We start from the raw sequence: 16,816 nt of genomic DNA on the forward strand, positions 1-16,816 counted from the left end.
TCCTTTTTTAAAAATATTGGTCTATCCATTGTTGTGGGTCAACAGCAATATTATGTATTCTCATTTCCCAATGTAAATGATATCCACTTGCATAACCCGTTTTACCAAGCGTTCCTAAAGGATTTCCTTGTTTTACATTCATACCCACTTTTAGATTCTCCGCAAAATCATCTAAATGATAAAATAATGAAAGAATGCCACAACCATGATCAATGACAACCGTATTACCACTTAATGCATATCGTTCTTTTATTACTACTCTACCATCTTGTGGTGCCCAAATAATACTTTTTGGTGCATTAACAATATCAAGCGCTTTATGCATGTAGCGCCCTTTTTCTTGCGTTACTCTGATAGTACCATATTCTGTTGATATTGCCTTAATTTCAGTTGGCGCATAAAAAATACCGTTCCATAATTTTTCAAACGGAGATTTTTGCGCAAGTACTTCGAGTTCTTTTTCAAGTTGATCATCACTTAATCCGATCTCTTTTTCTTTTTTCACTTTCTCTGGATCAACTTTAAGATTTTGTCGCTTGAAAGGAAATTGCGCTACTTGTAGTTTTTCATCAAGCTTTACTGTATTGCCTACTAAATCAGAGATTTGAATATGTATTACATAGTCGCCCGGCTTTTCTTCGCACATAACCGGCATAAAACAATCATATATAGAAGAGTTTTTTGATTCAGGAAAACATTGATAACTTTTATTAAATACCTCTACGAAAGCTTGCTTAATCGGTTTATTTACTTGAAGCTTTACCCGCAATGTTCTTCCCTGATTAACTTTATAGCTGGGTTCATTTTTTATTACGGCAGCATGTAATAATTTATTATCTACAAAAAATGAAACTTCTTGTGTTGTTTTTTTTCTGTTGTATAAACCATTTTCTGCTTGAATTTTTAAAGTATGCTGTCCATCTTTAAGTGATACCGTCGATATAGTAAAGGGGTATTCACATATTTTTGTATTGATTTTATTTTTGTTAAATAAAGGCTTATCGTCTAACCATGCTGAAATTTCAGCTATTTTATAAGAATCATTTATATATATTTTGCAAGGTATCTCATTTCCATAATATTGATCACGAGCAATCCCTTCCATTTTTATTGTGGGCTGTGCAGTTCCAAAAAAATAATGATAACCGCTTACACAGGAATAGCTTATTATAAAAAATACGATTAAATATAAAATTCCTTTTATTTTATTCATCTTAGGTCCACTTTGATTTGTATTTTTATGTTGAAATATAATTAATTTATCCACAGAAAAAATATGTAAAAAATATAACAAAATTATTGCACTATCATCATTTATCTAAGTAATGTGCTGGTAATATTTACTCTCGTCAATAGGAGAACTTAAGTGAGCATATTACTGAGAGTGTTAATTATAGGTCTTTTATTTGCACAAATGCAAATAAATTTTACACAGTCATTAAGAGAATCTTCTTGTATTCAACCTGCAGGATCACAATTAAGCTCATGCCAACTTTTTAGTATTTGGCAAACAGAAAATGGAAATCCCGAATTGGTAACTGCTGGCACAAAATACAATATTCCTCTTGGAAGCCGTATAGCGGCAAATCGCATGAAAACAAGCTATACCCGAACATTAGTACATAAAAATCATCCAAGCGGTGGGAGCTTATTTCCGGGCGCAGGCGGTCTGGGGCAACAATTAAATAGCTTTTTGGATTCAGTTGAACAACTGGTCGAAGCTGATTATGAACAGCGTTTTGCTCAAAAAAAAGATAATTATTTTATTGCTTATTTTAGCCGAATTCAATTAACCGTATTACATGAGCTCTATCAATACCTGATGTCAATCTATACTGCTTTTAATATGACTCATATTAATAATATACAAGAATATTTAGATAATGCTGCAAATCAAGCTTTAAATAAGAAAACTATGATTATCAATCATCTTGTTAGCATTATTGAAGCACAAGCCAATCAAGCAATAGTTATGCGATTTCCAAATATTCCGCAACATATTGCAACTCGCATGGGCCCAATGATGATGCAACATGATTATGGTGCAGATCTTAACTTAATGATCGAAGGCACAGAAAAAGAATTATTCGATGAACTTGAAACACAAGAATATTATAAAAAACGTCGTGAAGTGTATCTAGATATATTTGGTAAATATTTGAGCTTTTTTAAAAATTATACCGCAACATTAAACCAAGAAGATCAAGCATTTGGCACACGTTTTACTAGGTATGCCCAAGAAGTCCAAAAAGTGATTAATGCTAACAAGCCTTCAATTATTAAACGTGGCTCAATGAAAGCAAAAATAGATGCCTTACGCACCATTAAAACAATTAACCCACCGCTCTTTTTTTATGATGAAGAAACATTACGAAGTCTTCGAATTATTCCAAAAATTGCAAAAGATTTACCGCCTAATTCTCAAAAAGTAGCTTGGCCAAAAAAACTTATAGAGGATGCTCGCACCGGTGCTCCTATAACTGATAAATTTGGCAATATTATTAGCAATCAACCACGTGCTTATTTTCTTGATAAAAATGGCAATGTTACAAGAAGTTCATCTGGCGATGTTCGTCTTTTTGTAAATATCCCGACTGCACAAAATATGTATTCGCAGCAAGTAAAAGCACAACCTGATTGGCTCAACTCTCAAGAAGGAGTCATATTAATGCTTCGTGCTTGCCTGGGAGATTATACTGCAGTATTTGATCCTTTATTAAAAGCAGAAGAAATTTTTGATCCCTGTATTTCATGCATTATTCTTAATGCGGCATTAAAAGCAAATATTATGGGTAACCAAACAACGCAAGCATGTAGAGATTGTCAATGGTACTTAGAACAAATAAAAAATATTTTAAAAGCCACCGCTCCTGAAATACCGGAAGCACCACCAGCACCAACCGGATTACCTTAAAAAATTTGGAGAATTTAGTGAAGTTAAAAACAACGCTTCTCTGTCTTTTACTATTATTTTTAGAAAACATACTTTTTTGTAATGAATTAAAAAATAACCAACTAAAAAAACAAGCCGAACATATTAATGAATACGTATTCGGTCAATTAGGATTAAATATAGAATTGGCTGAATATAAAAAAATGGGGCAGCTTCTTTATCAAATTCTGGCTGCCGATTTTAATAAATTAATAATCGTTGCAAAACAAGTAAATGAAAATTTAAAAAAACAGCAAGAAGAAACTAATGCTCTAATTGCAAAAATGCAAACACATAATCAAAATATACCCTATGAATTATTTTTTAAGCAGTTTTGTTTAGAACAACAAATTAAGCACTTTCAAGATTATATTACTGATAATGAAAAAGCATTACCTTTTTTGCAAAAAATACGCCATATTATATCTCCATTTTTATTGCGTATCGATCACAGCGATTTAACCAAACAAATTCTAAATTATATTACCTATGAACGTGAAAATATTTTATTTAATTATTCTAATTTACTTACCTTTTTAGCAGCAAAGAAAAACGTTTCTTGGCCCAAATTAATTGATTTTTGGGATACGCCAGAACTTGAAGAAAAATTAAAAAAACGATCAAAACATATTACTGAAGTACCTCAAGTACAATTTGCAGAATTAATATTGAGCTTTGCACTACAAGGACTTGTACTTGCAGGAGGCGAGCTTGGCATTCAATGGGTAGATGAAGCAGATAAAAAAATCTATGAACAATATAGTAAACAGCAACAAGAAATCGCTAACAGCTGGGATGTTTTTCAAAAAACATTACAACAACAACAAGAAAAAACAATAAAAAAAATTGAAGATTCTTTTTCTAAAGCACAAGAAAAATTGAATAATGAATATAAGCAAAGTAGTGCTCTTTTACAAGAAGAGTTGGTATATTTAAATCAGGCAATAAATCTTGATAAGCCCATGGATCGTTATTTAGAAGCATGGATTAATTGGGATCGTTACTTTGCTACTTCAAATATGCTTGCTCCAAATGCATCTTGTATTTGGCATAATATATTTAATGTTTTTAATAAAAGTGATTGGCAATTTGAGAGCGATACCCAAAGCTTTTGGCAAAATAGTCTCGTTTTAATGCCAAAGCCATTTTATTGGCAACAAGCAGCAAAAGAAAAAAATATTTTTACGAATGACCCGGCAACTCATAGTATTTTTACCGAATATGCAACAGGAAGTGGATCATATGATATCCAAATAGAATGCACTCTAATAAATTGTTCTTATCCATTCTTTGTTGGCATATTATTTAATCGCGGAAGATGGATTTCAGGAGATCCTGAACGCGTCTGGTGGTATCGCTTACTTGGCCTTTATGGTACCCAAGCAAAATCAGATGATAAAGCAACCCGAGAAATTGCATTGCGTTTTGGGCAACAAGATCTTATCTTTCCACCAAATCAAAAAGAAAAGATTACTGCACCATTTGAACAAATTAATACTGCATCAAAACCTGCTATTAATTTTAAATTAGGCGAACAAGCTATCAAAACACTCGAGCATGATCCAATTACTTTTATTTTTAACGTAACAAATCGACCAAATGATCTTACTATTAGCTTAGAAAAAAAAGAAATAAAAAATGATAAAGAAACAAGAACATTATTGCATAAAACTTCTTTAACAAATCTTGATTCATATATTTTTAAATTCCATGGTATTGGTTTTATGGCGATTGGTTGTCAGGCACAATTTAAAATAATCAAGCCAACGGCATTAATATTTTCAGGCCAACAAATAGATCAATTTAATAAAAAAATTAAATCAGAAATAACAAAGTAATGGGTGAATATGAAACGGATAAGTTTTTGGTTGCTATGCTTATCAGGTCTCTTAGGAGTAACATCTGTTTTTAGCAGACCAATTTTAGAGCAAACCGCTGCTGAGCTAACACCAGTACAAGCAGTTGCAGAAAAAAAAGATCGTCTTTCTGATGTTAAGACTATTGCTGATTCATTGTTTAATCCAGTTTTACCTACTGATCAATCACAGTCTAATCCATATCCCACTCAATCAATAAATGAAAAAGCAGTCAATGCAATATTTGGTGCACAAGGATTAAATGTTGACAATACTCTGTTAAGACATATTAAAAATTTTTATTTTTATCTTGAATATCTTATTAAAGTTGAATTAGGAACTCAAATTGCCACCTATGCCCAACAACAAAATATAGATGTATTTACACTTTTAGAAGAAAAATCATGGACCGATTTAATTAATAATGCAAAAAGTAAAGCTGGTGGATGGCAGCAACTACTCAAACAAGTACAAGAAATAACGCAACCAAATTATTCCTTAATTCAAGGGACTATTAATGCAGCAACTTGGCTTGAAGTAATAAAAACAGATTTTTGGAAAGCAATTCCCATTACTCCTGATATCATTGTTAACTCAAATTTTTGGCAAAAATTTCTTAAATATTTTATCACTAAGTCGTTTGAACAAGATGCTACTTTGCTCAACTCGATTTTTGATGTTGAGAAAAAAATTTTTATTTATATTCCTAACATCGAAGTTGCTTATTATAATGCCGACTTTACGCATCTAAGAAATTCATCAGAATTTTTTCGTCTTCACCTTGTTTTAACTGATATTGTACGGGATAGACAAATTCAACAATGTGCTGATTGGAAAACTTTTATTAATACCAAAACTAAAAGAACGGATCTAAAAAAAGTATATGAACAAACTGAAGAATTTAAAAAAACAAGTTTTTATTCTTTATTAAATATTGCTGATCAAAAATTTTCTACTTTTGTTGAACAAGCAATCGATAAAAATTTGAAAATTCCCAATACCACTTATGCTCGAGAGCCCATGGTACAAACAGAGATTACCTGCATTGCAATGCTCAAAAATATTGAAGCACAATTACATTATTTATTTGATTATCAACATTTAGAAAAAACAATAGATGTTCTTAAAAAAACTCAAAAGCCAGAACCATTTATTATTTTTTATCAAGCTGAAGATTACTTATATCTCTATGATTTGGCAACGGTACTTGAACGCTTTGAACAAATAGCACCAGAGGAATCACAACCTGGCTCAACTAAAATTGTAGCTGGTGGTCGAGGAGAGAATAAAATCATTGTACAAGATTTTGGTTCATGGCTTTCTGATAAATGGAGTGATATAAAAAAAGAAAGCAAACAAACATGGAAAGATGTAAAACGAACAGGCAAAGATATTGAAACTGGTGCAACCGATGTATGGCGTGGTATTAGAGATGAAGCAAAAGTAACCGTAAAAGGATTTGAGGCACTTGGTGCAATCGTATCTGGTCATCCAGCTGATGCACAAAAATTACTTCAAGATGCTGAAACTTTACAAAAAAAAGTTGCCCAAGAAATAAAAAAATCAGTAAAAGATGCACAAACAGTATTAGATGATACCGTAAAGGTAGCAAAAGATGCTACATCAATTGGAGCAGATGCAATAAGTTTATATATAGGAGCAGTTTTACGTGATCAAAAATTAGCTGATGATCTTGATAATGCAATAAAATCTGGTGCTGGCATGGTAATCAATTTATTTGCTGGCATGACAGCCCCTTTATTTGCACTCTCTGGTGCGGTTCTCTATCTTACCACCGATGCATTAGCAATTGCTGCACAAGTAGTTACCAATTCCATTATAGAAGTTGCACGGGGCCATTGGAGCCATCTTGGTAGTGAATTACTTGATGGCCTTGAAAATATGGTAGCTGATGTAGCATCCACACTCTGGAGTACTATTAGTTTTGTTGGTAAATATTTTGTTGCTGAATTAATGGATGCGGTAAAATTAGTCGGTTACATCACAAGCATGTTAACGAATATTGTTGTTGATGTTACGACTGGTTTTCTAAAAGGATTTGCGGCGATATTTGATTCTTTTGGTTGGGAAAGCGCCGAGCAAGCATTAAATCAAGCAAGCAAAGAAGTTGAAGCTCATCGTAGATTAATTTCTGCAACTATTACTACTGGATTATTAATTGGTGCAGTTGTGCTTACCGATGGTGCCGCCTTACCTTTACTTGCAATGACCGTAGGCCCTCAAGTATTCCAAGTAGCTGGTGGTTTTCAACAAGATGAACGTGCCAAACAATTAAAAATCGAACAAAAAGAATTTTTAGATCACTACAAAACTTTTGTAGATAATAATAAAATCATTTCAAAAACAGCACAGGAAACATGGTCAAGCGAACTTAATGAAAAATTTGAATCGCAAGTTATTAATGAAGAGCGAGAACTTGGTTTTTATCAAAACTTTTTAAGTAATTATTTTGAAAGTACCAAAGAACAAATGTCCTTTTATCTTGGAAGCAATTTAGCACCACAATTGCAATTAGATCCTACTTACAAAATACGATTTGCCGATATTGGTTCGTTATATGGATTTAAAACAGGTGATGGCGTTAATACCGGCGTACTTAATCTTAACCCTTCACAAGGATTCCCGTTATATAACAAAAGCAGGAATACCTATAGCCAAGAAATTGCCGTTTATCCAGCGCTCTCAATGCAACTAGAGAATAAAGAATATACTGCTGATGAAGTACGTAAGTTTTGGTTTAACCAAAAAGAGACAGTTGTTTTAGATCAGGAAACTAATGAAGTTGAAATTAGATGGCAAGCTATTTATGTATTAAATAGTTTTCATATCGGTCTTTATTTTGGTGGTGAAAGTATTGATATTTCACAAATAATCAAAACAAAAAAAGCTCCTATTGATCCTGGCTACTTGGCAAAAATGCTTGTTTACAAAAAAGAAAATAAAAATCAACCGATAAGCCTTGGTCTTTATGAGCATGAAGGAAAAGGATGGGTTGCAGAAAATATTAGCGGGCCCTCTTTTAATGTTGGTAATTGGTATCGTATGAAAATGCAATTAAATAATACACAATTAAAATTGAAAGTTTGGCAAGAAGGAAATGATGAGCCTGATTGGCAAACTTTCAATGTTGCAAAAACAACTCAAAAAACTGTTGGTATTATCTCTTCTGGAGCTTCTATTCAATATCAAATTCTTAATCCAAAAGTTCCAATTGATGCAATTCCGCAATTGCGTCAACCAATAACTTGGTCAACTGAACAAGAACGCGCAATTCAAGCGCGAAAAATCTTAGAACAAAAAATCAATCCAATAATTGGTACATTTAATTTACAAGCAACCGATAAAATACAAATTTTAAAGGGACAATTTATTTATACTACTAGAGCAACTAATCTTAAAGATGATCAAAATAATAGTATTGATGATTATGTTATTCTAGGCACTCAATCAGGATCTGGACAAACATTGCGTATTGAAAATCAAGGTATATCGCCACGAGCAGAACTTAAAACTGCTCAAAATGTTATGATTCAAAATTATGAAGGAACAGTAGTCATTAGCTTAGTTACTGGAGATGTATTTGATAGAAATAGCAACAAAATAACAACCGTAACCGTACCTACCGCCTTACCTAATTTTTTACAAACACATGGTCCTTTAACAAATGCACTTACCAAAAAATTAATGAGTTTAAACAAAGAATATCAAACGGCGTTACTTGAAAAAGTTCACTTTGGCCCAATCAATCTTAAGGCTACCAGTATTGAAGATATTCAAAAAGGACAATTTATTTACCAAGCCGCTTCGCCTGAATCAGAATTGCGTGATATCGAAAGAAACCCAATTAAAAATGAACAAGGAAAATCAGTATATGATTACTTTTTAATGATTGATTCTGATGGATTACTTGGCTCAGTTTATTCTACAGCTATTGGGCAAATACAAAGTCTGATTACCGGAAATGTCTATAATCGAAATGGTTCCATCGTTGAATCTGGCTATCCAGTTGGTACTGAAGCGCTCAATGAATATGCAAGCGAAATCGGTAAAATCAGAACCGAATTATATAATAAAATTAATACTGCTGCACAGTTATATGCCAAAATAAAACAGAAAGCAATAACAGCTGCCAAACCATTAAAACCTATTCGGTCAATAAAACCTGATGAGGTTAGTCAGCCAAGCGGTGCCCATACGGCTAACCAAACTGAATCACCACCCTCAATGCCTATTGATCCTGCACAAGAAAGCTTAGAACAGAGAACAACTGAGGCTAGCGAAGGACAATTCGGCTGGGGAGGATAATTAATATTTTTACAAATTGCGTTTAATTTGTTAGAATTATATCTATAAATTAATATTTCTTACTAGGTATGATTGCTATGAATGATATCAAAATAAATAAAGATAATTTCCCCAGTTTGCCGGGAGTATACCTATTTAAAAATAGGGATAGTGAGATTATTTACGTTGGTAAAGCAAAAATACTAAAAAAACGTATCCAATCATACTTTTTAAATAAAGAAAAAGACTGGAAAATTAAATCATTGATTGATGAGCATGATTACATTGATTATATAGTAACTAAAACTGAGCCAGAAGCATTATTGCTCGAAGCACAGTTGATAAAAGATAATCAGCCAAAATTCAATGTTTTACTTAAAAGTGGTCAACCTTTTGTTTATTTATTATTTACTAAGGCGCCAGCCCCAAAGCTAGAACTTGTGCGTAATAAATCAAAAAAAGGCACTTATTTTGGCCCTTTTTTACATAAAAAACAAGCGCGTAGTGTATATGATTATTTATTAAGAACATTTCGACTAGAATGGTGTACCAGTAAAATAAAAGAAGGTTGTTTAAAATATCATATTGATTTATGTGTTGGTAATTGCCGCGAAGATTTTAATAAAGATGATTATTTATTTAGGATCGATTTAACTATTAATATCTTAAAAAATAATTATAGCAAATCATTAAACCAGCTTAAGGAACGAATTAAAGAACATAATAAAGGACTAGAATTTGAAAAAGCAAAAAATTTATCAGAATACTTACATAATTTAGATACTATTTTTGCTACTCTTAAAACAAAATTTTCAGAAAAACGGTATGAAAACGATGTATTTTTGGCAACATCACCTATTCATACAAGAAAATTACCAGATATTGCTCTAGCAAAAAAATTACAAGATTTTATCCAATCATCAAAACCTATTATTACTATTGATTGTTTTGATATATCTCATTTTCAAAGCAATTTTATTGTTGGTTCTTGTATACGATTTTCTCATGGCATACCAGATAAAAATAATTTCAGACGATTCAAGATTAAAACTCTAACACAACAAAATGATTATGCTGCTTTACAAGAAATAGTAAGCCGCCGTTATAAAAATGAAACTGACTTGCCAGATTTAATTGTCATTGATGGTGGCAAAGGCCAGCTCAATGCTATAAAACAAATAATAAATACAACACATGTTATTAGCTTAGCAAAAAAAGAAGAACGTCTCTTTATAGATCGATTTCCTCATGGTATTTTACTAGATATTAATACTGAACTCGGAAAATTATTTATAGCTTTACGTGATTATGCACACCATTTTGCAATCAGTTATCATCGTGTTCGAAGAAAAAAAGAATTAGAGGGGCAACAATAATGAATACTGAATTATTTACTACCTCAAGCCAAGAACTTTTAAATAAAAGTATTGGTATTGCTATCGCACAAAAAAATCCCACTTTGTTACCGCTGCATACTTTAGCAGCAGGTCTTGAAGATGAATTTTGTTTATCTTTTTTTAATGTACTTAATATACCGGTTGCTGCTTTACGTACTATCATTGAAAATGAATTACAAAAATTGCCGCACGTTGAAGGTGGTAGAGTTTCTGCTGATTATGCTATGCAAAATTTTTTAGAACAATTAAAAAAACAAGCAGAAGCGCTTAATGATGAATATATTAGTCTTGAGCATTTTGTACTTGGATGGGCAACTACGCAAGAACTTCCACAATCAATTCAAGAATTTCTTAAAGAACATCAATTTACTAAATCAGCAATACTTGCCCATATGCAAAAAATTCGCAAGGGAAAAACCGTGAAAGATAAATCTGCAGAAAAAAAATATCAAGTACTCGAAAAATATTGCCAAGATATTACTGCAATGGCTGCAGCTGGAAAACTGGATCCGGTTATTGGAAGACATGAAGAAATTAGAAGAGTAGTTCAAATTCTTTCTCGACGTACCAAAAACAATCCCGTTTTAGTTGGCCCTCCAGGTGTTGGTAAAACCGCTATTGTAGAAGGTATTGCTCAAAGAATTATTAATAATGATGTTCCAGAAAGCTTACGAAATAAAAAAATCTTTTCACTCGACCTTGGCTTATTACTTGCAGGAACTAAATACCAAGGTGAATTTGAAGAACGGCTAAAAGCTATATTAAAGGAAATTGAAGAAGATCAAGACGAGGTTATTCTCTTCATTGATGAACTACATATGCTTGTAGGCGCTGGTGCTGCTGGTGGTGGCATGGATGCTTCGAATTTAATGAAGCCAGCATTAGCTCGAGGCACATTACATTGTATTGGTGCTACAACGCTACAAGAATATAAAAAATATGTAGAAAAGGATGCTGCTCTTGAGCGTCGTTTCCAAAAAGTATTAGTCGAAGAACCTTCAATTGAAGATGCTCTTTCAATTTTACGAGGATTAAAAGAACGGTATGAGTTACATCATGGCATTCATATTAAAGATCAAGCACTGGTTGATGCCGTATTTCTTTCTTCTAAACATATTCCTGATCGTTTCTTGCCAGATAAAGCTATTGATCTTATTGATGAAGCAGCAGCAAGCGTACGTATGTCTATTGATTCACAGCCAGCAGAAATAGATCAATTAGAACGTAAAATACGGCAATTAGAGATAGAAAAAGTTGCCCTACAAAAAGAAAAAGATGAAGCTTCGCAAAAAAGGCTTACTGAGCTTGAAAAAGAACTTATTGAATTAAAAGAAAAACATCAAACGCTATTGAATCAGTGGAAAGCAGAAAAAAAACCACTCGAAAAAATTCAGACGCTTAAAGAAAAAATTGAACAAGCAAATCATGAGTTTCAGCAAGCTGAACGAGAAGGTGATTATGCAAAAGCGTCAGAAATTAAATATGGAAAATTAGTAAAATTAGAACAAGAACTTGGTAAAGAACAAGAAAAAATTAAAAAATTAAAAACGCACCTCATCAAAGAAGAAGTTGATGAAAATGATATCGCACGCATCCTTTCGCGCTGGACAGGAATTCCTGTAGAAAAATTACAAACCTCCGAAAAAGAAAAAATTCTTAATATTGAAAGTACTCTTAAAAAAAGAGTTATCGGGCAAGATGAAGCAATTGAAAAAATCGCACACGCTATTCAAGTGCATCGTGCTGGCCTTACCGATCCAAATAGGCCTATTGGTTCATTTTTATTTTTGGGACCAACTGGTGTAGGTAAAACAGAAGTCGCCAAAACATTAGCTGATTTTTTATTTAATGATCCAAAACGACTAATTCGTATTGATATGTCAGAATACATGGAACGGCATGCCGTTGCTCGATTAATTGGCGCTCCTCCTGGTTATGTTGGCTTTGAAGAAGGAGGACAATTAACCGAACAAATCCGCCAACATCCTTATAGTGTCATTTTATTTGATGAAATTGAGAAAGCGCATCCAGAAGTTTTCAATATTTTTTTACAAATTTTAGATGAAGGACATTTAACTGACGGTCAAGGACGTACTGTTTCATTTAAAAATTGTATTATTATTATGACATCAAATATTGGCTCAACTATTATCTTAGAATCAAAAGAATTAACTGATAAGGTAAAAGAAGATGTTGAAAAATTATTATATAAAAACTTCAGGCCGGAATTTTTAAATCGCATTGATGCTGTTGTATTCTTTAGAAGATTAACTGAAAAAGACGTTGAAAAAATTGCGCAAATTCAATTAAATCAATTACAAAAACGGCTACAAGAACAACATATTACTTTATCATTTGATGAAAAGATAATAAAAAATATAGCACAAAAAGGATATGAGCCAGAATTTGGTGCACGCCCACTAAAACGAGCGGTTCACCAATATATTACTGTACCAATTTCACAATATTTATTAAAAAATTCAGAAGTGAAAGAAATTAAGCTAACAATTAAAAATAATAATATTGAAGTTAAATAAGCAGGCCTTTGGTGTTTTTTATCTCAAAGGCCCATTAATTTTGATTAGAATTGAGCTTTTTTTCCAAATATTTCTTCATCTGATCGTCGTTTTCGTAATTCATTTTTAAGAAATTCTAATGTTTGAATAACTTCTTTTTGTTTTGCAGTATATAGAGAAGGACCAAAGCCACCCCTGCCATAAGCCTGATCTTCCTCTTGTATATTCATAAATTCTTTTATCTCTTTTACTAATTGATTTAATTTTTCTTCAAAATTTTTTGGTTTTACTATGATTGGCCCACGTCCAAATGGGGATTCTTCTTGCTCAAATCCTCCGTATTCTGTGCCTGGTTTCTTATACAATGAAAATACAGATTGAGAAGTTGCTAATCCAAAAAACACTAAAAATAGAACTCTTATATTTTTTTTATTCATGATTTCTCCCTATTTTTATACATGATTCTTTATTATCAAAGTATCAAATTTAATTCAAAACTGTCAATAATCAAGGCTTTTTTAGATTTATATGCATAAATATTGATTTATATAAAAATACAGTTTATTTTCAATTTTACTGGTATGCTAATATCGATAGTTAAAAAAGCTCATTATTTTTCAAGGAGAAATAACATGAAAGTTATAAACAAAAAAAAACTTATATTTGCGGCATTATTAATTAATCTATTTAATCTATCGCATCTTTATGCAGATAATTGGTTTACAAATATTTGCGGCTGGGTTGTTAATTCAATAAAAGAAGAAATTAAAGAAAGTAAACTAAAAAAGAATATTAAAAAAGATATTGATTATCTTTTAGCAACAACAAGCCAATCTCGTGATTTGCAAAAAAAGCTTGCAGAAAAAACGGATAAAATGGCAACAGTTATTGCGCTACAATTAAAAGAAAAAAAACATTTTTCTACTGGAGAATTTGAGCAATATAAAAAGGAACTTGTTTATGCTTCCACTTTACAACTAGTTGTGGATGAAGTAAAAAAACAAGCACAAAAAGATATTGAACGTATTAGAGAAAACCCACCAATTAATCCAATTCTTGTAAAAAAGCTTTCATCAAAAGAAGTAATGCAAGCAACTGCTAATCTTATTATTAAAGAAGCGCAAGCAGCAATCAAAAATAAAGAATATGGTGCTTTAAAAGATTTTATTGGTGAATCTTTAGAAAAGAAAGTTCAATTTAAAATAGAAAAGCAGTTTGGTATTCATGATTCTCAAGCAGCATCAATAAATTATCAAGCAACCTCATATAATCCAAAACCATCCGCTCCACCTTCTGCTGGTTCTTCTTATGAAATTTATGAGATTTACCCCAATCTTCAAGATCTTTCACGCAATAAAAATTTCCATGCACGCAGAGAGCGTGGTCAACTATATCGTGAATCTGAATGTTGTATTTGTATGGAATCATTTATGAAATTAGGTAAGCGAGTTACGCTTTATTGTGGCCACTCAATATGTCCAACTTGTTTATTTGGCATGATGTATATTACTGAAAAGAAAAACTGTCCTTTATGTAGAGATACTATAAAAACTGATGAATTTTCTGTGAGCCATTTACGTCCCCATGTAAATGTTCAACAATTAAAAGAAAATCTTCCAACTTTTCATAATAAAATTAATCAATTTTTTAGAAATTAAAATATAAAAAAAGGCCAAGCAATTACTTGGCCTTAACAAAATTAATTCAATAAAATAAATTATAATGATTCCATATAAGTGTATATTCTTGCTTGAAGATCTTTCGGAAATTCTTTGATTTGCTCATCACTTAGTAGGCTTTTTTTATATGCATTTATTTGCGAAGTTACATTATGTTTAGATTTTGCTTTTTGAAGCAATTCGGCAAAACCAATAAGCCCACATAAAATATCATGCGCCCATTTATAAGTAACATGCTCCGCAATACTACTATCAATTTTTCGAGTTAAATTTTTTGGTATAGCATAAGCAAAAAGTTCTGGATTTTGATCATTAGGCTGCTCCAAATCACTTTGCCCTAAATGATAATTATAAGTATTGAAAAGACCATTACCTTTAATATCCCATAAAATTGCTTCTTTAATAACTTTATAAGTTTCCTCAATTGTTTGAGGAGAAATTAATGGAAACACTTGAATATTTTCACGTAAAGTTATCCAATTATCGCCGCGATCTTCTTGTATGACAACTGTATTTTCATCACAAGCATAAGATTTAAAATCACTGCGTCCAGGAATTTGCGCAAGATAGGTTTTTGGTACATAAAAATTTTTAATTTTTTCTTTTTCTATTACTTCATGGCATTTCAATGCGCCAAGTGCACGGCTTATCGTTTGAAATGTAGCCATTTTTTTATCTACGTTGGGATCTAATTGGCCATCCCAAGGCTTGCCATTGAAAGAAAGTAAGTTATGTTTTTTATGAATTGGGCCCGATAATTGAGCAAAATATTTTTTTCCATCAATTTCTTCCGGCAATGCAATCATATAACTAGCTTGCTGTGGAATGCTTATTTTTTGTGCATTAATAGTCAATTCTCGTTTTTTAAAATTAATACTATTAATTCCTAGTATGTAAGAACTTCCTATTAATTCTTTTACAATTTGATCTTGAGACATAGAAATATTTTGAGATTGACGTGCTAAAACTTTTAACATACCGTGATTTTCAGAAGTCCATTTTGTTATTGTAGTATCTATTTTCTTGGGTATTTGAGGAACTAATTTAGAGATATTCTCTGGAGTAATCAGTTGCCCTTTATAACTATGGGCATCTTCTAGCCCCATTGGTATCTCAAATGTATTTTCCATAGCACATAAAAAACCACCGAAAATAGCAGTAAGGTATAATAAACCTATTTTTTTCATAAAAACTCCTTTGTATGTTGAAAAATTAGACTCAATAGATTATCGTTTTTTTATTTCAATTTGTCAAGCGCATTGCTCATTTATTGTAAATATTGTATCGAAGGCTAACATAATTTAAACTTCTAACTAAACTATTAAAAAAGCAAAGTAAAAAATATGAAAAAACAATTTTCTGTTGTTTGTAATTGGAAAATGTATTTCCCACTAAATACCTCTATCGAATGGATTATAAAACATTTTTCAGAACTAATTGATCTGCAGAGTAAAACCAATCAATTATTAATTATTTGCCCTTCATTTGATGCGCTATATCCTATAGCACAACACATAAAAAATTCACCTATTAGGTTGGGCGCACAAAATTGTTCTACACATGATTCAGGGGCTTATACTGGTGAAGTTTCTGCCAAATCTCTTGCACAAATTGGCTGTAATTTTTGCATTATTGGACACAGCGAAAGAAGGCAATATTTTAAAGAAACTAATGAAGAAATCACTCAAAAAATATCCCGTCTTTTTTCACAAGCAATAACTCCTATTTTATGTATTGGCGAAACTAAGAATGAATATGAAAATAAAGCCACCCAGCAGGTCTTAGATCAACAATTATCAAAAATTCCATTAATTTTAAAAGAAAATGACCAATCGCTGTATATAGCATATGAGCCTATCTGGGCTATAGGTACCGGAAAAATAGCTAATATAAGCTATTTAACAACTATTTTCGACTATTTACAACAAAAAATTAGCCAATATCCTAATAAAAAAAATATTAGACTTTTATATGGCGGGAGTATAAAAGGAGAAAGCACCTCAAGTCTCCTAAAAATATCAAATCTAAATGGATTTCTGATAGGAAACGCAAGTACCGATTTTCAAGAGCTTAAAAAAATAGTATTATCTATAGTATAAGAGTAAATTTATTGAAAAATATGAAAACAATC

The 16,816-nt window shown here is 31.8% G+C and carries 10 protein-coding genes; 7 read left to right on the plus strand and 3 right to left on the minus strand.

Annotated elements, in window-relative coordinates:
- Positions 1–7: 7 nt before the first annotated feature.
- Positions 8–1,213, minus strand: coding sequence for a M23 family metallopeptidase (locus WDZ41_03030; GenBank protein ID MEX0940307.1), 1,206 nt, complete (start codon positions 1,211–1,213; stop codon positions 8–10).
- 153 nt (positions 1,214–1,366) lie between these two features.
- On the opposite strand from WDZ41_03030, the gene WDZ41_03035 reads away from it, so the two are divergent.
- The 5 genes from WDZ41_03035 to WDZ41_03055 all read left to right on the plus strand — a co-directional run bounded on the left by WDZ41_03035 (position 1,367) and on the right by WDZ41_03055 (position 13,027).
- On the plus strand, positions 1,367–2,914 hold the full coding sequence (locus tag WDZ41_03035) for a hypothetical protein (protein MEX0940308.1): 1,548 nt from the start codon (positions 1,367–1,369) through the stop codon (positions 2,912–2,914).
- A gap of 17 nt (positions 2,915–2,931) precedes the next feature.
- Positions 2,932–4,770 (plus strand): hypothetical protein, encoded by a 1,839-nt coding sequence (locus WDZ41_03040; GenBank protein ID MEX0940309.1) that lies wholly within the window; start codon positions 2,932–2,934, stop codon positions 4,768–4,770.
- Between the two features lie 9 nt (positions 4,771–4,779).
- On the plus strand, positions 4,780–9,114 hold the full coding sequence (locus WDZ41_03045; GenBank protein MEX0940310.1) for a hypothetical protein: 4,335 nt from the start codon (positions 4,780–4,782) through the stop codon (positions 9,112–9,114).
- A gap of 77 nt (positions 9,115–9,191) precedes the next feature.
- On the plus strand, positions 9,192–10,469 hold the full coding sequence (locus WDZ41_03050) for a GIY-YIG nuclease family protein (protein MEX0940311.1): 1,278 nt from the start codon (positions 9,192–9,194) through the stop codon (positions 10,467–10,469).
- The gene (locus WDZ41_03055; protein MEX0940312.1) at positions 10,469–13,027 is read left to right on the plus strand and encodes an AAA family ATPase; all 2,559 of its coding nucleotides are present in this window, start codon (positions 10,469–10,471) and stop codon (positions 13,025–13,027) included. The genes WDZ41_03050 and WDZ41_03055 overlap by 1 nt, the downstream gene beginning before the upstream one ends.
- Positions 13,028–13,071: 44 nt before the next feature.
- Here WDZ41_03055 and WDZ41_03060 read toward each other — a convergent pair whose 3' ends face one another.
- Positions 13,072–13,443, minus strand: coding sequence for a hypothetical protein (locus WDZ41_03060; GenBank protein MEX0940313.1), 372 nt, complete (start codon positions 13,441–13,443; stop codon positions 13,072–13,074).
- Between the two features lie 195 nt (positions 13,444–13,638).
- Here WDZ41_03060 and WDZ41_03065 point away from each other — a divergent pair, with 195 nt between their 5' ends.
- On the plus strand, positions 13,639–14,664 hold the full coding sequence (locus WDZ41_03065) for an RING finger domain-containing protein (GenBank protein MEX0940314.1): 1,026 nt from the start codon (positions 13,639–13,641) through the stop codon (positions 14,662–14,664).
- 59 nt (positions 14,665–14,723) lie between these two features.
- On the opposite strand, the gene WDZ41_03070 is transcribed toward WDZ41_03065, so the two are convergent.
- A complete protein-coding gene (locus WDZ41_03070) occupies positions 14,724–15,872 on the minus strand; it encodes a hypothetical protein (GenBank protein ID MEX0940315.1) in 1,149 nt (382 codons plus the stop codon).
- A 156-nt stretch (positions 15,873–16,028) separates the two neighbouring features.
- On the opposite strand from WDZ41_03070, the gene tpiA reads away from it, so the two are divergent.
- On the plus strand, positions 16,029–16,784 hold the full coding sequence (tpiA, locus tag WDZ41_03075) for a triose-phosphate isomerase (protein ID MEX0940316.1): 756 nt from the start codon (positions 16,029–16,031) through the stop codon (positions 16,782–16,784).
- The last annotated feature ends 32 nt before the right edge of the window (positions 16,785–16,816 follow it).

The organism is Candidatus Babeliales bacterium (assembly GCA_040879965.1).
Taxonomy (GTDB): Bacteria; Babelota; Babeliae; order Babelales; family JACPOV01; genus JBBDJI01.